Annotated in this window: 17 protein-coding genes and 1 pseudogene; 3 read left to right on the top strand and 15 right to left on the bottom strand. The window is 71.0% G+C overall.

What is annotated here, in order from left to right; all coding sequences use genetic code 11:
* Positions 1-114 precede the first annotated feature (114 nt).
* The 6 genes from ACWD5Q_RS14055 to ACWD5Q_RS14030 form a co-directional block, all read right to left on the bottom strand.
* On the bottom strand, positions 115-702 hold the full coding sequence (locus tag ACWD5Q_RS14055) for a sugar kinase (protein ID WP_451427231.1): 588 nt from the start codon (positions 700-702) through the stop codon (positions 115-117).
* A complete protein-coding gene (locus ACWD5Q_RS14050) occupies positions 699-1,844 on the bottom strand; it encodes an ROK family glucokinase (RefSeq protein WP_451427230.1) in 1,146 nt (381 codons plus the stop codon). Before ACWD5Q_RS14050 ends, ACWD5Q_RS14055 begins: the two co-directional genes overlap by 4 nt.
* Before the next feature lie 156 nt (positions 1,845-2,000).
* On the bottom strand, positions 2,001-2,801 hold the full coding sequence (locus tag ACWD5Q_RS14045; RefSeq protein ID WP_451427229.1) for an ATP-binding cassette domain-containing protein: 801 nt from the start codon (positions 2,799-2,801) through the stop codon (positions 2,001-2,003).
* Positions 2,798-3,862: an ABC transporter permease gene (locus tag ACWD5Q_RS14040; RefSeq protein ID WP_451427228.1), complete on the bottom strand. Its 1,065-nt coding sequence runs from the start codon at positions 3,860-3,862 to the stop codon at positions 2,798-2,800. Before ACWD5Q_RS14040 ends, ACWD5Q_RS14045 begins: the two co-directional genes overlap by 4 nt.
* Positions 3,859-4,863 carry a sugar ABC transporter substrate-binding protein gene (locus tag ACWD5Q_RS14035; protein WP_451427227.1) on the bottom strand — a complete coding sequence of 335 codons (1,005 nt, stop codon included), beginning with the start codon at positions 4,861-4,863 and terminating at the stop codon, positions 3,859-3,861. Before ACWD5Q_RS14035 ends, ACWD5Q_RS14040 begins: the two co-directional genes overlap by 4 nt.
* Before the next feature lie 151 nt (positions 4,864-5,014).
* Positions 5,015-5,764, bottom strand: coding sequence for a GntR family transcriptional regulator (locus ACWD5Q_RS14030; RefSeq protein WP_451427268.1), 750 nt, complete (start codon positions 5,762-5,764; stop codon positions 5,015-5,017).
* Positions 5,765-5,880: 116 nt separating this feature from the next.
* On the opposite strand from ACWD5Q_RS14030, the gene ACWD5Q_RS14025 reads away from it, so the two are divergent.
* Positions 5,881-6,903 carry a Gfo/Idh/MocA family protein gene (locus tag ACWD5Q_RS14025; RefSeq protein ID WP_451427226.1) on the top strand — a complete coding sequence of 341 codons (1,023 nt, stop codon included), beginning with the start codon at positions 5,881-5,883 and terminating at the stop codon, positions 6,901-6,903.
* A 69-nt stretch (positions 6,904-6,972) separates the two neighbouring features.
* A pseudogene (locus ACWD5Q_RS14020) lies at positions 6,973-7,155 on the top strand (SAM-dependent methyltransferase); the annotation flags it as partial.
* Between the two features lie 38 nt (positions 7,156-7,193).
* On the opposite strand, the gene ACWD5Q_RS14015 reads toward ACWD5Q_RS14020, so the two are convergent.
* The 9 genes from ACWD5Q_RS14015 to allB form a co-directional block, all read right to left on the bottom strand.
* Positions 7,194-8,678 (bottom strand): DEAD/DEAH box helicase, encoded by a 1,485-nt coding sequence (locus tag ACWD5Q_RS14015; RefSeq protein ID WP_451427225.1) that lies wholly within the window; start codon positions 8,676-8,678, stop codon positions 7,194-7,196.
* 171 nt (positions 8,679-8,849) lie between these two features.
* Positions 8,850-9,053 carry a cold-shock protein gene (locus tag ACWD5Q_RS14010; RefSeq protein WP_311699250.1) on the bottom strand — a complete coding sequence of 68 codons (204 nt, stop codon included), beginning with the start codon at positions 9,051-9,053 and terminating at the stop codon, positions 8,850-8,852.
* A 706-nt stretch (positions 9,054-9,759) separates the two neighbouring features.
* Entirely contained in the window at positions 9,760-10,017 is a 258-nt protein-coding gene (locus ACWD5Q_RS14005; RefSeq protein ID WP_451427224.1) for a hypothetical protein, read from the bottom strand.
* Between the two features lie 13 nt (positions 10,018-10,030).
* Complete coding sequence (locus ACWD5Q_RS14000) at positions 10,031-10,906, bottom strand: PhzF family phenazine biosynthesis protein (RefSeq protein WP_451427223.1); 876 nt, start codon at positions 10,904-10,906, stop codon at positions 10,031-10,033.
* 237 nt (positions 10,907-11,143) lie between these two features.
* Positions 11,144-11,368: a DUF397 domain-containing protein gene (locus ACWD5Q_RS13995; protein WP_451427222.1), complete on the bottom strand. Its 225-nt coding sequence runs from the start codon at positions 11,366-11,368 to the stop codon at positions 11,144-11,146.
* A 237-nt stretch (positions 11,369-11,605) separates the two neighbouring features.
* Entirely contained in the window at positions 11,606-12,001 is a 396-nt protein-coding gene (locus ACWD5Q_RS13990) for a ribonuclease domain-containing protein (RefSeq protein ID WP_451427221.1), read from the bottom strand.
* Positions 12,002-12,171: 170 nt separating this feature from the next.
* Complete coding sequence (locus tag ACWD5Q_RS13985; protein ID WP_451427220.1) at positions 12,172-12,990, bottom strand: AIM24 family protein; 819 nt, start codon at positions 12,988-12,990, stop codon at positions 12,172-12,174.
* 130 nt (positions 12,991-13,120) lie between these two features.
* Positions 13,121-14,269, bottom strand: coding sequence for an allantoicase (gene alc, locus ACWD5Q_RS13980; RefSeq protein WP_451427219.1), 1,149 nt, complete (start codon positions 14,267-14,269; stop codon positions 13,121-13,123).
* Between the two features lie 43 nt (positions 14,270-14,312).
* Positions 14,313-15,653 (bottom strand): allantoinase AllB, encoded by a 1,341-nt coding sequence (gene allB, locus ACWD5Q_RS13975; RefSeq protein ID WP_451427218.1) that lies wholly within the window; start codon positions 15,651-15,653, stop codon positions 14,313-14,315.
* 273 nt (positions 15,654-15,926) lie between these two features.
* Between allB and ACWD5Q_RS13970 the strand changes: the two genes are divergently transcribed.
* On the top strand, positions 15,927-16,721 hold the full coding sequence (locus tag ACWD5Q_RS13970) for an IclR family transcriptional regulator (RefSeq protein ID WP_451427217.1): 795 nt from the start codon (positions 15,927-15,929) through the stop codon (positions 16,719-16,721).
* Positions 16,722-16,730: the final 9 nt, after the last annotated feature.

Below are 16,730 nucleotides of genomic sequence, written 5' to 3'. Positions count from 1 at the left end.
CCGGTCACCTCCCGCCGTCGCGTCGTACGGAACGTCTTCGACTCTACGGGCGGGGTCTGACAATCGGCTGCGGCGAGTGGGCGGGCCCGGACGCCGCGGGCCCGGCGGTGGCCGTCAGGGGATCGTCCGCGAGACCACGTACACGGTCGGGGCTTGAGGATCGGACCTGTTCACGACGACGTCCACGGTGGGCGCGGGGTTCTTCTGCTCGTGGGTCATCCCGGACCAGGGGCCCGGTTCCGTGAAGGTCCAGCCGACGACGTCCCGGTCGCGCTCGCCGATGGCGAGGTCGTCCTTCTTCAGCGAGACGGGCGTGGCCCGCAGGGTGCTGAGGAAGCGGTTCAGGCCGTCGTCGCTCGTGCTGAACTGCACGTAGAGGCGGCTGGTCTTCCAGTTGTTCGTCTCGTAGGACACCACGTCCGTGGCGTCCCTCGGGATCCAGACCTGGTAGAGGCGGCGCTGCACCCGCGACGGCCAGCCCTCGGTCAGTCCGGTCGCCGAGTACTTGGCCTCCTTGTCCTTGCCGCTGTTGCGGCTCTGGTTGGCGGAGATCACCAGGTAGCCGGCGGGGACGCCGATGAGCAGGACGATGATCAGCAGGGTCAGCGCGCGGCGCCGGACCATGTGCCCCCGGCCCTCCGGGGGCCGCGAGGGCGCGTCCGGCGGTGACGACTGGCGCGGCACGGACGTGGAAGCCGTCACAGCGGCCCCTTGGCGGTGCGGCGGTCCTGCGCGTACCGCTCGTAGCGTTCGTAGCGCTCCACGCGGCGCCGGTTGGCACGCCGGAAGCGGCGGGCGACGAGCCGGGCGAGGTCCGCGGCGCCGACCATTCCGGCCTCGGGGCCGAGCTGGGCGCGCGCGATCCGGGCCTCGGGCCGGTAGCCGCGACCGGTCAGATGGCGCCGGAAGGCGTCCCGGGCGGGACCGATGAGCAGGTCGTCGGCCGCGCTGACCCCGCCGCCGATCACGAAGCAGGACGGGTCCAGGGCCGCCGCCAGGTTGGCGATGCCCACCCCGAGCCACTGGCCGATGTCCTGGAGCAGCTCGATGCACATCGCGTCGCCCTCGCGGGCCAGCTCGGTGATCATCGGGCCGGTGATGTCGGAGATGTTGCCCTTGACGTGCTCGATGAGCCCGTACGCCACCGGGGAGTCGGCGGCGGCCAGTTCCCTGGCCTCGCGTACCAGGGCGTTGCCGGAGCTGTACTGCTCCCAGCAGCCGCGGTTGCCGCACGGGCAGCGGTGGCCGCCGGGCACGACCTGCATATGGCCGAACTCGCCGGCGACGCCGAACTTGCCGCGCTTGACCTGGCCGTCCTCCAGGATGGCGCCGCCGATGCCGGTGCCGAGGGTGATCATGACGAGGTGGTCCTCGCCGCGGCCGGCGCCGAAGCGCCACTCGGCCCAGGCGGCGGCGTTGGCGTCGTTGTCGACCAGGACGGGGACGGCGAGCCGCCCGGCGAGGCGGTCGCGCAGGGGTTCGTTCCGCCAGGACAGGTGCGGGGCGAACAGGACGCGGTTGCGGTCCGCGTCCACCCAGCCGGCCGCGCCGATTCCGACGGCGTGCACATCGTGCCGGTCGGAGAGGTCCAGGACCAGTTCGACGATGGTGTCCTCGACGACCTTGGGGCTCTTGGACTTGTCGGGCGTCTCGGTGCGGAGCTTCTCCAGGATGTTGCCGTCGGCGTCGACGACGCCCGCCATCACCTTGGTGCCGCCGATGTCGATGCCGACCGTCGGGACGCGCGGGGCCGTCAGCGGGGAACGGCGCTCGCGTGTGCCCACGGTCCGCAGGACGGTGGCCCGGGCGGAGCCGCGGTGGGTGAGGTCGCGGTAGGTGCTCATCGGGCCCGATTCTGCCTTACGCCGCGGCGGGCTTGCATCGTGGAGCCCTGGCGCCCCGCGCGGGCCGGGACGGCGGCGGGCGTCGCGGCTCCCCCGGGTTCGCCGCGGCCGGTCCCGCTCGTCCGGCGGACCCGCACCGGTCGCTGGCCCGCGCCCCTACAGGGACGTACGTTCCAGTTCATGGCGCAGATCGTCCAGTTCGTCGCCGCCCGCCATCTGACGGGTCAGCTCGTCCAGGCTGATCTCCTCACGGGTGTGGCTGCCGACCATCGTGCCGCGCTTCAGCAGAACGAAACGGTCGCCCACCAGATACGCGTGATGCGGGTTGTGGGTGATGAAAACAACACCCAGCCCCTCGTCCCGTGCGGCAGCCACATATTTGAGGACCACACCCGACTGCTTGACGCCCAGTGCCGCCGTCGGCTCGTCCAGGACCAGCACCTTGGCGCCGAAGTACACCGCCCGGGCGATCGCCACGCACTGTCGCTCCCCGCCGGACAGGGTGCCGATGGGCTGGTCGACGTCGCGCAGGTCGATGCCCATGCGCAGCAGTTGCTCGTGCGTCGTCCGGCGCATGAAGTCGACGTCCAGGCGCTTGAAGGGACCGGCGCCCCTGCGCGGCTCGGAGCCGAGGAAGAAGTTGCGCCAGACCGGCATCAGAGAGACCACCGCGAGGTCCTGGTAGACCGTGGCGATCCCGCGGTCCAGGGCCTCGCGCGGGGAGGCCAGGCGGGCCTCCTCACCCTCGATGCGGAAGGAGCCGCCGTCGTGCCGGTGCAGCCCCGCGACGATCTTGATGAGGGTGGACTTGCCCGCGCCGTTGTCGCCGAGGACGCAGGTGATCTCGCCCGCGTGCACCTCCAGGGAGATCCCTTCGAGGGCGCGGACGTTGCCGTAGCGCTTGCTGACGTCCTCCAGGGCGACGAGCGGGGTGCGCTCCGTGGCGTCCTTGGTCATGTCGTGGCCTCCGCGCGCTTGCGGACCCAGGCGTTGAGCAGGGCCGCGAGGAGCAGCATCGCTCCGAGGAAGAACTTGAACCAGTCGGGGTTCCACTCGGCGAAGACGATGCCCTTGCTGGTCATGCCGAAGAGGAACGCGCCGACCGCCGAGCCGATCGCGGACCCGTAGCCGCCGGTGATCAGACAGCCGCCGATGACGGCCGCGATGATGTAGATCAGCTCGTTGCCGACGCCCTCGCCGGACTGGACGACGTCGTACGAGAACAGCAGGTGCTGGCCGGAGATCCAGGCGCCGAGGGCGACACCCATGTAGAGGCCGATCCTGGTGCGCTCGACCGGGACGCCGACCGCGCGGGCCGCGTCCTTGTTGCCGCCGACCGCGAAGATCCAGTTGCCGGAGCGGGTGCGCAGCAGGATCCAGGAGGCGAGGGCCACCAGGGCGAACCACCACAGGATGGTGATCTTGAACTGGACGCCGCCGACGGTGAGTGTGGAGGCGAAGAGGGCCCGCGCCGAGGAGAAACCGTCCATGTCGGAGATCGACTTGGTGGACACCGTGCCGCTGATCAGCTTGGTGAGGCCGAGGTTCATGCCGGTCAGCATCAGGAACGTGCCGAGCGTGACGATGAAGCTGGGCAGTCTCGTGCGGGTCAGCACCAAGCCGTTGAACGCGCCGATCGCGAGCGTGACCAGGAGCGACACCCCGACGCCGACCCACACGTTGGCGGTCATCTGGTAGCTGAACATCGACGACACCAGCGCGGACGACGTCACCATGACGCCCGCAGACAGGTCGAACTCGCCGCCGATCATCAGCAGCGCGACCGGGACGGCCATGATGCCGATCGTGGACGCCGCGTACAGCACCGTACTGAGGCTGGAGGCCCGCAGGAAGCTGTCGGCGACGATCGAGAAGAAGAGGAAGACGGCGAGCGCGCCCACCACCGAGCCCAGCTCGGGGCGGCCGAGGAGCCGCTTCAGCGGTGAGGTTCTCAGGAGGCGTTCGTCCGCCCCCGTCTGCGGGCTCGCGGGCGCGGATGCCGGTGCCGGCACGGTCATCGCGTCCCCCGCTTCGTGTACTGCTCGAGCGCCGCGGCCTGGTCCTTGGTGATGATCTGCGGTCCGGTGAGGACCGGCAGGCCGCCGCCGAGGGTGTTGGCGTTGTACTTGTAGAGCCAGAGCTGGTCGACCGCCTCGTAGCCCTGGAGGTAGGGCTGCTGGTCCACGGCGAAGCCGAGGGTGCCGTCCGCCAGCTCGGACGCCACCTTGGCGTTCAGGTCGAAGGTGTCGACCTCCGCCTTGCTGCCCGCGTCCGACCGGGCCTTCACCGCGGTGTCGGCGTACGGGGCGCCGAGGGTGACGACGGTGTCGAGGGATGTGTCCGACTGGAGGCGCGCCTCGAGCGCGGACTGCACGTCCGGCATGTTGGTGCCGTTGACGTAGAGGTTGTCCACGGTGCCGTGGAACGTCTTCTTCACGCCCGCACAGCGCTGCTCGTGGCCGACGTTGCCCTGCTCGTGCAGCACGCACAGGACCTTCTTGCGGCCGCGCTTGTTCAGCTCGTCGCCGACCGCCTCGCCGGCGATCGTCTCGTCCTGGCCGATGTGGGTGAGCGCGCCGAACGCCTTGGACTGTGCCGAGCCGGAGTTCACCGTGACCACCGGGATGCCGGCCTTCTCGGCACGGGCGACGGCGGCCTTCATCGCGTCGGGCTTGGCCAGCGTGACGATGATGCCGTCGACCTTCTGGTCCACGGCCGCGTCCACGAGCTGGGCCTGCTGCTGGGCATTGGCGTCGTGCGAGTACAGGAAGGTGACGTTGTCCTTGACGGCGGCCTGCTCGGCGCCGCTCTGCACGATGTCCCAGAAGGTGTCGCCGTCACCCGAGTGGGTGATCATCGCGAACGTCCAGCGGGGCGTGCTCACCGCGGCCCGGCCCTCGGCGGCGGCGGCCTTGCGGGCGTCCTCGGCACGCTTCCCGCCGTGGCTGCTGCACCCCGCCAGGGATAGGCCGAGCGCCCCTGCCAGCGCGATGGTTGCCCAGGTCCGAAACCGTGCCACGAGCCCCTGTCTTTCCTGCGTAGTTTCTTGGAACCACCCAGTATCACCGACCGCGCATCGACGCCACAGACCAGGGGGCGGATGCGGACAACGCGCGGACGCGCGGTTCCGGGGAGGCAGGTGCGGGGAACGGCAGGAGAGGTCCGAACGCTCAGGGGCGTACGAGCAGTTGGAACTCGAACGAGTAGCGCGAGGCGCGGTACGTGTGCGTGCCGAACTCCACAGCCCGGCCCGTGTCGTCGAACGTCGTGCGCCGCATGGTGAGCAGCGGGGCACCCTCGGATTCGCCGAGCCGCTCGCATTCGCCCAAGGTGGCGGCGCGGGCCCCGACGGTCTGCCGGGCACTGTGCAGGGTGATGCCCGCGGCACGCATCAACCGGTACAGACCGGTCGACTCCAGCCGCTCGGTCTCCAGGTCCAGCAGGCCGGTCGGCAGAAAGTTGCACAGGAACGCCATCGGCTCGCCGTGCGCGAGGCGCAGCCGCTCGATGCGGTGCACCTCCACGCCCTCGGACAGCCCGAGCGCGGCGGCGACCTCGGCCGAGGCGGGCGCGAAGGCGTTGGCCAGGACCCGGGTCGCGGGGCGCTGCCCGGCCGCCTCCAGGTCGTCGTACAGACTGCTGAGCTCCAGCGGGCGCCTGACCTGACTGTGCACGACCTGGGTGCCGACACCACGGCGGCGCACCAGCAGGCCCTTGTCGACGAGGGACTGGATGGCCTGGCGGACGGTGGGCCGGGACAGGCCGAGGCGCCCGGCCAGGTCGATCTCGTTGCCCAGCAGACTGCCCGGCGTCAGCTCCCCGCGCTCGATCGCCGCCTCGAGCTGCTGGGACAGCTGGAAGTACAGCGGTACCGGGCTGTTCCGGTCGACCCCGAGCTGGAGGGAGGCAGTCGGATCCACATCTGGTTTCGGCACGGGGCGAGCGTAGCTCCGGTACCTGTTGACGGGAAGTCGTGTAGTCCGGTTGTCCGGACAAAGCATTGACAGGGCGGGGGGTGCGCCCGCAGGTTGGTCCCATGCGCATCGGACTCATCGGAGCAGGTCGGATCGGCACCTTCCACGCGGCCACGCTCAGCCGTCACCGTGAGGTCGGCTCGCTCATCATCACCGACGTGGACACGGCCCGGGCCCGGGCGCTCGCGGACCGGCTGGGCTCGACGGCCGCGCCCGGCGTGGACGAGATCTTCACCTGGGGCGTGGACGCCGTGGTCATCACGGCGGCGACCGCGGCCCACGCCGAGCTGATCGGCCGGGCCGCGCGCTCCGGGCTCCCGGTGTTCTGCGAGAAGCCCATCGCGGCGGACCTGCCGGGCACACTGACCGCGCTCGCCGAGATCGACGCCGCGGGGACCGTACTGCAGATGGGTTTCCAGCGCCGCTTCGACGCGGGCTACGCCACCGCGCGGGAGGCTGTGCGCTCCGGCCGGCTCGGACGGCTGCACACGGTCCGCGCGATCACGGCCGACCAGGCGCCGCCGCCGGCCGCGTATCTGCCCCTCTCCGGCGGGATCTACCGCGACTGCCTCATCCACGACTTCGACATCCTGCGCTGGATCACCGGCCGGGAGGTGGTCGAGGTGTACGCGACCGGGTCGGACGCCGGCGGGGCGATGTACCGCCGGGCGAACGACGTCGACACGGCGGCGGCGGTGCTCACCCTGGAGGACGGCGCGCTGGCCACGGCGACCGCGACCCGCACCAACGGCGCCGGCTACGACGTCCGGATGGAACTGGCCGGCGAACTGGACACACTCGCGGTGGGCCTGGACGACCGCACGCCGATCACCTCGACCGAACCGGTGGGACCACCGCCGGCGGACAAGCCGTGGACCGGCTTCCTGGAGCGCTTCGCGCCCGCGTACGAGGCCGAGGTCGCGGCCTTCGTCGAGGTGGTACGGGGCGAGCGCGCCAACCCGTGCGACGGCCACGAGGCCCTTCAGGCGCTGCGGATCGCGGAGGCCTGCGAGCTGTCCCGCCGGGAGCGCCGCCCGGTGAACCTCGGTGAGATCGCGAGCATCCGCGGCTGGCCCGCCCCCTGACGCGGTCTGCCGTACGTCCGCTCCCAGCGCACCGGAAGGCTCCGCGCACCCCGCATCAACGTGCCCCGCCGCGACGGCGAGGACGGCCGCTACCGCGGCGACAGCTCCCGGCACCGGTACGCATGGCCGGCGGAGCTCGATCTGATGGCACGGATCGCGGGGCTCGAGCTGGAACGACGCGCCGCGGACCGGCACGGGGCGCCGTTCACCCAGGACTCCGCGCAGCACATCTCCGTGTGGTGCCGGCCGGCCCGGGTCACGCACACAGCGTACGAGGGGACCGTTGCGGCCTATGCGCCACGACGGACCCGGGCTGCCTTGCGGGCCTCGGCGATCTGGCGGGCCTCGGCAGACCGGCGGGACTCGCCACCGCCGCCGGCCCGCCCCGGGCGGGTGCCGAGACCGCGGAAGGGGGCACCGCCCCGCTTCGGGCGCTCCGCGACCGGCCCGCTGCCGGCGACGGGGACTCCGGAGGGAGCCTGGGCGCCGGTGATGCGGCTCAGCTCGGCCTCGCCGGAGCGGACCTGTGTGATCTGCGGCCTGATGCCCGCGTCGGACAGGAGACGGGCCATGTCCCGGCGCTGGCCGGGCAGGACAAGCGTGACGACCCTGCCGGACTCGCCGGCGCGGGCGGTTCGGCCACCGCGGTGCAGGTAGTCCTTGTGGTCGTTGGGCGGGTCGACGTTGACGACGAGATCGAGGTCGTCGACATGAATGCCCCGAGCCGCGACGTTGGTGGCCACCAGCGCCGTGACGTCGCCGGTCTTGAACTGTGCCAGGGTGCGGGTGCGCTGGGGCTGCGACTTGCCACCGTGCAGCGCCGCGGCCTTCACGCCGCTGCTCAGCAGGTGCTTGGTGAACTGGTCGACGGCGTGCTTGGTGTCCAGGAACATGATCACGCGACCGTCGCGGGCGGCGATTTCGGTGGCGGTGGCGTACTTGTCGGCGCCGTGCACCTGCAGCACGTGATGCTCCATCGTGGCGACCGCGCCCGCCGACGGGTCGACCGAATGGACGACCGGGTCATGGAGGTAACGACGGACCAGGAGATCGATGTTGCGGTCCAGCGTGGCCGAGAACAGCATGCGCTGGCCGTCGGGACGTACCTGGTCCAGCAGTTCGGTGACCTGCGGCAGGAAACCCATGTCCGCCATCTGGTCGGCCTCGTCCAGGACGGTGATGTTCACCCGGTCCAGGCGGCAGTCCTTGCGCTCGACGAGATCCGCGAGGCGGCCAGGAGTCGCGACGACCACCTCGGCCCCGGCACGCAGTGCGCCGGCCTGCCTGCCGATCGACATGCCGCCGACCACAGTGGCCAGCCGCAGCTTCAGCAACCGGGCGTACGGGGTGAGCACATCGGTGACCTGCTGGGCCAGCTCGCGCGTGGGGACGAGGATGAGGGCCAGCGGCTTCCGCGCCTCGGCACGCTGCCCGCTCGTGCGCACGAGGAGCGCCAGGCCGAAGGCGAGCGTCTTGCCCGATCCGGTGCGCCCGCGGCCCAGGACGTCGCGCCCTGCGAGGGAGTTCGGCAACGTGGCGGCCTGGATCGGGAACGGCTCGTTCAGGCCGAGACCGGTGAGCATCTTCACCAACTCGACCGGCATGTCCAGTTCACCGAAGGTCGCGACCGCGGGCAGGGGCGGGGTGACGGTGACCGGCAGCGCGAACTCCCCCCGTGCCGCGGAGGGACGGCGCCCTGTGTTGCCCGGACTGGCGCCGGGGCGCCCCTGCCCCTGTGGGCGAAAACGGTCATTCGTGCGAGCTGAGCGGCTCATGGAGAACCTTCCTCGACAGGGCGCGCATCGAGGAATTTCCGACAGAGACGAGCCGGATGAATTGCAAGAACGAGCCGAATGTAAGACTAAAAGAATTCCACCGGAATACAAGAAAAGATATCCGGGGCCCCACCGCAAGGCGGGGCCCCGGATATCTCATACGCTTCGACGTCAGGCGGGAGTGATGTTCTCCGCCTGCGGACCCTTCTGGCCCTGCGTGATGTCGAAGTTCACCTTCTGGCCTTCCTGGAGCTCACGGTAGCCCTGGGTGGCGATGTTCGAGTAGTGGGCGAAGACGTCCGGGCCGCCGCCGTCCTGCTCGATGAAGCCGAAGCCCTTTTCCGCGTTGAACCACTTGACGGTGCCAGTAGCCATTTCATATCCCCTTAGGGGCAGTGCCCGCGGGTCCACACCGTGTGAACCCCTGCGTTGCCACAATGAACCCCGTCCGGATAAGCACCGGAGATACAAAAATGCCCGACGACATACGGTCGCCGAGGCACTTGAAGTTTCGGGAACCACAACTGCAACTGCCCATAAGTTTAGCACAGTACGCGCATCCGCACTAGATTCACCCGTCCCGCAAGGCTCCGGCCCCACGGGAGCACCGGATCGGTACCCCACCCGGCGCCGCCTCGAATACATGCGGAAGGTGAACTTCCGGATTACACAAGGTGCAACCAGGGAGAACTCACCCTCTCCGGCGACGCGCACCCGGCCTCCACGACTCGCCCGTCACCCGAGGAAAGCCAATGGCGCCCCTCGGCTCGGCTCGGATTATCCCGATTTGTTTCCGCGAAAGACGGGCCCGGAATCCCTCGGTGCCGAGCTGTTCGAATCCCTCCCGCCGTCAGGCCTCGCACTCCTGGCGCAGTGCGGTATCGCTCGGTCGAACTACGAGACTGTGGTGACGGGCTCGGTACGCGAGGACGTCCCAGTCCTCCGGCGCCGAAACTCCCGGCGGCCCCCGCGTTCCCGGTCGGCTGGAGCCAGCCTTCCAACGCGATGCGAACCGCCGCGGCCACGCTCGCCGCGAGAACGCGGGCCGTGTGCGCTCCGGCGTCACCCAGGCGTTCGGCGATCAGCGCCGCGAGGGGGGCTCGATGCCGGCGGTGGTATCGAGGAACGCGTCGCGCAGCGCGGTCCGCGCGATGATCAGCAGCAGAGCCTCGCGCTCGCGCTCACCGGTGTTCGTGTACTGCTCGACCACTGCCTCGGTGACGGCGTCAGCCAGGCGCGGCCCTTCGGCGCCGTCTGCGCACGAGCGGCCCACGCGGTCGCCGCCCGGGCGGCCCACGATGCGGTGCTGATCGCGGACGAGACTCTTCGCGGACGGCACGGCGCCCGGTTGTTCAGCCGATGCGAGTGCCCGTGCCGCTGACCCGGACCCGCGGGTCACCCGCACGCAGCGTCACCGTGAGTTCGCCGGGGCGGCCCAGATCCTCGCCCTGATGCAGGGTGAGGACGGCGTCCTCGGGGACCAGGCCGAGCTCACGGGCGTACGCACCGAACGCGGCGGCCGCGGCGCCGGTTGCCGGGTCCTCGACGACGCCGCCGACAGGGAACGGATCACGGACGTGGAAGACGGTGGCCGACTCTCGCCACACCAACTGGACCGTGGTCAGGTCCAAGCGGTGCATCAGGGCTTCGAGGCGCGCGAAGTCGTACGCGAGATCCGCGAGGCGCACGCGTGTCGCCGCCGCGAGAACGAGATGGCGGGCACCGGCGAACGCGATCCGGGGCGGGAAGGCCGGGTCGAGATCGGCGGCCGGCCAGCCGAGCGCGGCGAGCGCCTCCGTGAGGTCGGCGTCGGCGATCTCCTCGATGTGCGGCTCGACACTGGTGAGTGTGGCCCTGAGCGTCCCGCTCTGCTCGACCACCTCCACCGGCACGGCGCCGGCGCGCGTCGCGAACACCAGCTCCCCGGGGCCTATCCGCTCGGCGAGCGCGAGGGCGGTCGCGACGGTGGCGTGCCCGCAGAACGGCACCTCGGCCTTGGGGCTGAAGTAACGGATGCTGTACGCCCGTCCCTCCTGGCCTCCGAGGCCCTCCGGAGGCGCGGTCAGGAACGCGGACTCCGAGTATCCGAGGTCGGCGGCGACAGCCAGCATGTCGCTGTCGTCCAGGGCGGTGGCATCCAGAACGACGCCGGCGGGGTTTCCGCCGTCGGGAGCACTGGAGAAGGCGGTGTATCGCAGTACCTCGGGCCGCGGCGTATTCGTCGTCACGCCTACGGCAACGCGGGACGGACCCGCGGCTATTCCCGGACGCGAGTGGAGGCGGGGGACGGCCCCCTGCGGCGGGCCGCACACCGACACGGACCCACCCTGTCCCTTCCCGAACCGGGCGCCCCCCCAACTGGTCTGCGGCACTGAGCGCGCGCAGAATCCCCCGGAGAATCACCACAGTTGAATCCGCACGTGTGCAGCCGGGCCCGGCTGAGCATGGGTGCGACGCCAGAGGTTCTAACCGAACTCGCCCTCGCGCACGCCCGCTCGGAACGCTGCCCATTCTTCCGCGGTGAACCGCAGAGGCGGCAGGTCTACGTGGTTCGAGTCACGGACCGCAACAGCTCCGCCACCGAGGTCCGCCACCTCGACGCAGTAGGGCCCCGAGGTGCTCTTGCTGCTCTTGACCCAGCGTGCTTCCGTCAGGTCGAGCGCGTACAGTTCAGCCTTCTTCGCACGCATCAGAAGCTCCGTTCGACGCTCGGTTGTGCGTTCCCTATCCACCCTCACTCGTTCGGACCAGCCTCGCAACCGGCGAGCCACGCCGTGCTGACCGCGTTGACCAGCGACATGGCGGCCGTGGCCCAAGGCTGCGCGTTCGCCCGGGCGTTGGGGAAGCCGCAGCGACTGATGACGGGACGACAGGCGGGCCCGCACCCGAAGGGATCCGCTCTCCTCGGGCGCGGGCCCGCCGTGGGGTCAGCAGCCGAAGTCGATCAGATCGAACGTCGCGTAGTGGTCGGAGGTGTAGTAGTCCTCCTTGTACTCCTCACCCGTGATGATGCGGCGTGCGCCGCGCGTCGGGGAGCCGGGGGTCTTGACCGTGTACTCGTGGTAGTAGCCCGTCGACCGCTTGGGCAGGACGCTCTCGCGGTTCTGGAAGACGACGCCGTCCTGCGGGTAGGGGAAGGGGCCGCCGCGGTCGATCAGGCCGAGCGTGTCATGGGCCTGGGACGGCAGGTCGTTGTAGCAGATACTGCCGACGGAGGCGGCGGCCGCGTCCGCAGTGGTGGCGGAGACGGTGCCGCCCATGAGGAGGGCGGAGAGGAGAGCGGCTGCGGCGCCGATCCGGGATGCGCGTGGGGGGAATCTCATGGCGATATGATGACGCGCGAGTGTGGCATGTCAATGACAACTCGGCAAAGTCCCCGCCCTGTCTCGTGAGTTCTCGGGACGTTGACCCGCCGCCCGGGGCCGGAGGCCCCTCGCCGCCCCGGGATCCTCAGCGGACCGGGCCGCGTACGGGCGGGGTCGGGGGTGCTCGCTCAGCCGGCGTGCGTGGAGAACAGTCCCCCCGTCGGCCCCTGTTTGTCGCCGCCCTGGGCCTTCTTCAGGGCGTTGGCGAGACTCTCGATGGTGAGGGACTGCAGGATGACGCGGCCGTTGCCCTCCAGGGTGGCCAGGGACAGGCCCTCGCCGCCGAGGACCATGTTCATGATCCCCTGGCGGTTGAGCCCTCCGATGCGCTGGACGCCGTACTGGATGCCCTCCTCGAAGGCGACGACACAGCCGGTGTCGACCTCGATGCGGCCGCCGAAGTCCGCGGGGTTGAGGTCGATGAAATTGCCGGCGCCGGCGATGATCACCGTGCCGTACCCGGTGAACTTCTCCAGGACGAAGCCCTCGCCGCCGCTCATGCCGGTGCGGCCGCCCTGGAAGGCGATGCCGAACTCGACGGTCGACTCGGCGGCCACGAAGGCGTCCTTCTCGGCGAACCACGCACGCGTGCCGTCGAGCTCCAGCGCGCGCATCTCACCGGGGAGCACTCCCGCGAAGCCGACCGTGCCCTCGCCGCTCTGCGCCGTGAAGTACTGGAAGGCCAGCGACTCGCCCGCGAGCGCACGCTGGCCGACCTGCATGGCGGTGCCCATCGCCTGGCGCAGGAGGCCGCCCATGCCACCGCTCGCGCCCGAGCCCTGGGACTGGCCGCCGCTGTTCGACGGGCCGGAGAGGCGGGTCTCCATCGTCACGTTCGTGGTCTTGAAAAGGAACTTGCCCGCCTCGCAGTAGACGGTCTGGCCGGGGCTCAGGCTGACGACCGCCATCTGCATGGCATTGCCGACGATTTCTTGCTGAAGAGTCACGAGGGGAGAACGCGGGAGCCGGCCCGATTGGTTCCGGGCCCTGCGAACTCCGCACGGACAAGGGCTGCGTCCGAACCCGCGCAGACAGGGACTACGCCGAACTCCGCACCGGCAGGGACCGCGGACGACGTCAGCCGCCCAGTTCCTGGTGTCGCGTGCGCAGGGCCGCCGCGCCCTCCTCGGTCAGGGTGCCGTACAGGCGCAGCCGGGAGATGCCGCCGTCCGGGTAGATGTCCACGCGCGCGTGCGTGCCGACGGCCGCTTCCGGGAGGACGAAGCGGTGGTTGGTGTCGGGCTGGAGGCGGGTGCGCGGGAGGATCTCGCGCCACGCGGCCTCCCCCGTGTCCCCCGCCTCCCCGCCGCTTCTGACCAACACCGACGCCCAGCCCGCCGCGTTCCCCTTCAGATACGCGGTGTCGATCTCGATCGCCCGGATCCGCGCCTCGGCCACCAGCCGGTAGCGGATCCAGTCATGACCACGGTCGCGGCGGCGCCGTGTCTCCCAGCCGTCGTCCATCTTGCGGGAACGGCCCGGCTGGATGGTGTTGGTGGCGGGCGAGTAGAAGAGGTCGGAGGCGTCCTCGACGCGGCCCCCGTTCTCCAGGGCGACGACGTCGAAGGTGCCCAGCGCCCGCAGCCACCCGGGGTCGGGCGCCACGTCGCCGTGGACCCGCAGACGTGCGATGCCCCCGTCGGGGTGCTGGTTGACGCGCAGATGCGTGACGCGCCGCTCCGCCGCCACGGTGAAGCCGTTGGCCGCGTGGCCGCCGACCGGCGTGCGCGGGACGAGCGTGGTCCACTTCACGTCGTCGGCGAGGAGGTCCTCCGGCGAGGGAGAACCCGGCACCGACGTGCCCTCGATGGACACCGCCTGCGGATAGTTGCCCCTGAAGTGCGCGGTGTCGACGACGATGCCGTGGACGACACCCGGCGCGCCCAGGCGGATCAGTGCCCAGTCGTGGTCCTCCGCGGTGGGCCAGGGATGCCCGGCCGAGGCGCCGCGGCGGCGCCGGGTCTCCCAGCCGTCCATGACCTTGCCCTTGTGCCCGAAGTGCTCGGGGTCGAACTCGGCGCGCTCCGGCACCAGCAGGTTCTCGCGCGGGGCGAAGAACTCGTCGTTGGCGGCGAGGACCGCCGCGCCGAGGCGGCGGTCGGCGAGGTTGGCGTGGTGGGTGAAGGGGAAGTCGGCGGTGCGGTAGTCCGCGTACGGGTCACCGCCCCCGTAGGGCTTCGCGTCGCCGGTGAAGCGGGCCGGGCCGGTGTGATGCTGCGCCGTCACGGTGATCAGGTCGTCCTTTCGGTGGTCGGTGGTGTGAGTCGAGTCAGTGGTCCCGGGTGAGCAGCCTGCCCTTCGGCTCGGTGAACTCGCCGTCCGCCGCGATGCGTTCGCCGCGCAGCCAGGTCGACCTCACGACCCCGGACAGGGTCCGGCCGGCGTACGCGGTGACGCGGTTGCGGTGCTGGAGGGCGGCCGGGTCGACGGTGAACGTCTCGTCGGGAGCGAGGACCGCGAAGTCCGCGTCGTGACCCGCCGCGATGGCGCCCTTGCGGGACTGGAGCCCCACGAGCCGCGCCGTGCGCGCGGACATCCAGCGGACCACGTCCTCCAGGCCGTGACCGCGCCGGCGTGCCTCGGTCCACACGGCGGGCAGACTCAGTTGCAGGCCGGCTATGCCGCCCCACGCCGTGGCGAAATCGTCCGTCTTCAGGTCGGCGGTCGACGGGGAGTGGTCGGTGACCACGCAGTCGATCGTGCCGTCGGCGAGCGCCTGCCACAGCAGGTCCTGGTTGGCGGCCTCGCGGATGGGCGGGCAGCACTTGAACTCGCTGGCCCCGTCCGGGACTTCCTCGGCCACGAGGGTCAGGTAGTGCGGGCAGGTCTCCACCGTGATCCGTACGCCGTCCGCCCGCGCGGCGGCGATCAGGGGCAGCGCGTCGGCGGAGGACAGGTGCAGCACGTGCACACGCGCGTCGAGCCTTCGGGCCTGTGCGATCAGGTGGGTGATGGCGGTGTCCTCGGCGTCCCGCGGCCGGGAGGCGAGGAAGTCGGCGTACCTCGGGCCGCTCCGCTGCGGGGCGGCGGCGAGGTGGTGCGGATCCTCCGCGTGCACGACGAGGAGGCCGTCGAAGCCGGCGATCTCGGCCAGGGACCGGGCGAGCTGCTCCTGGTCCAGGTGCGGGAACTCGTCCACGCCCGAGGGGGACAGGAACGCCTTGAAGCCGAAGACGCCCGCGTCGTGCAGCGGCCGCAGGTCCGTCACGTTGCCGGGCAGCGCGCCGCCCCAGAATCCGACGTCGACGTGGGCCTTGTCCGCCGCGGTCTCCTGCTTCGTACGGAGGTGGCCGACTGTCGTGGTCGGCGGCAGGGAGTTGAGCGGCATGTCGACGAGGGTGGTGATGCCGCCGGCCGCCGCCGCCCGGGTGGCCGTCCAGAAGCCCTCCCATTCGGTGCGGCCCGGGTCGTTGACGTGCACGTGGGTGTCGACCAGGCCGGGCAGCAGGACGTCGTCGCCGAAGTCCTCCAGCCGCGCCCCGGCCGGTACGCCGGCGTCGTAGGGCAGGACGGCCGTGATCGTTCCTGCGGCGACCGCGACGGATGCGGCGCGCGTCCCCTCGGGCGTGATGACGCGCCTCGACCGCAGCACCAGTTCAGCGTCGGTCACCCGGGCCCCTCTCTCCGCGCCGTCGTCACTTCCGGGAAGCGGGATGCGCATCCACGCAACGGAATTCAACGTTCTGTTGAAGGAGTCTTCACCCGCTCCCCCGCGCCGTCAAGGGCGGACCGCCGTCCGGAGCACCCGACGCACACTCTCTGGACGTTTCCACAAAGCGAAATTAGAATTCCGATCACCAGAACGTAGTTCCCTACCAGCAGGGAGTCGATCGGCTGCCGGGTAGGCTGCTGCCCTTCCCGCCAGTCCCGAAAGGAACGCGCCGTGCCGACGTCGACGTCCAGCGCCAGCGACGCCCCCGCCAAGTCCGCCACGGGTGGGGTGCAGTCCCTCGAGCGCGCCTTCGACCTGCTGGAGCGGATGGCGGACGCGGGCGGCGAGGTCGGCCTCAGCGAGCTGTCCGCGAGCAGCGGGCTGCCGCTGCCGACGATTCACCGCCTGATGCGCACACTCGTGGCCTGCGGTTACGTACGCCAGCAGCCCAACCGCCGGTATGCGCTCGGCCCCCGGCTGATCCGGCTCGGCGAGTCGGCGTCCCGGCTGCTCGGCACCTGGGCGCGCCCCTATCTCGCGCGCCTGGTGGAGGAGACCGGCGAGACCGCGAACATGGCCCTGCTCGACGGCGACGAGATCGTGTACGTGGCCCAGGTGCCGTCCAAGCACTCGATGCGGATGTTCACCGAGGTGGGCCGCCGGGTGCTGCCGCACTCCACGGGCGTGGGCAAGGCGCTGCTCGCCGGCACCCCGGACGACCAGGTGCGCGCCCTGCTGGCCCGCACCGGCATGCCCGCCGCGACCGAGAAGACCATCACCACGCCGGACGCCTTCCTCGCGGCGCTGGCGGAAGTGCGCCGGCGCGGGTACGCGGTCGACGACAACGAGCAGGAGCTGGGCGTCCGCTGCCTCGCGGTGTGCGTACCCGACTCTCCGACGGCCACGGCGATCTCCATCTCCGGCCCGGCGGGCCGGGTCACCGACACGGCGACGGAGCGGATCGTGCCCGTGCTCCAGCAGGTGGCGACGGAACTGTCCGAGGCCCTGGCCGGCACGGGCACCTGACCGCCGGCC

This window comes from Streptomyces sp. NPDC002513 (assembly GCF_053595355.1).
This window is presented reverse-complemented; position numbering and strand designations above follow the sequence as displayed.

What these genes read in the sequence shown, in the direction of transcription:
- ACWD5Q_RS14045 (WP_451427229.1), bottom strand. Translation starts at nt 2,801, where the DNA reads ATGACCAAGGACGCCACGGAGCGCACCCCGCTCGTCGCCCTGGAGGAC.
- ACWD5Q_RS14015 (WP_451427225.1), bottom strand. Translation starts at nt 8,678, where the DNA reads ATGAGCCGCTCAGCTCGCACGAATGACCGTTTTCGCCCACAGGGGCAG.
- ACWD5Q_RS14010 (WP_311699250.1), bottom strand. Translation starts at nt 9,053, where the DNA reads ATGGCTACTGGCACCGTCAAGTGGTTCAACGCGGAAAAGGGCTTCGGC.
- ACWD5Q_RS13995 (WP_451427222.1), bottom strand. Translation starts at nt 11,368, where the DNA reads ATGCGTGCGAAGAAGGCTGAACTGTACGCGCTCGACCTGACGGAAGCA.
- ACWD5Q_RS14040 (WP_451427228.1), bottom strand. Translation starts at nt 3,862, where the DNA reads ATGACCGTGCCGGCACCGGCATCCGCGCCCGCGAGCCCGCAGACGGGG.
- ACWD5Q_RS14050 (WP_451427230.1), bottom strand. Translation starts at nt 1,844, where the DNA reads ATGAGCACCTACCGCGACCTCACCCACCGCGGCTCCGCCCGGGCCACC.
- ACWD5Q_RS13990 (WP_451427221.1), bottom strand. Translation starts at nt 12,001, where the DNA reads ATGAGATTCCCCCCACGCGCATCCCGGATCGGCGCCGCAGCCGCTCTC.
- ACWD5Q_RS14025 (WP_451427226.1), top strand. Translation starts at nt 5,881, where the DNA reads ATGCGCATCGGACTCATCGGAGCAGGTCGGATCGGCACCTTCCACGCG.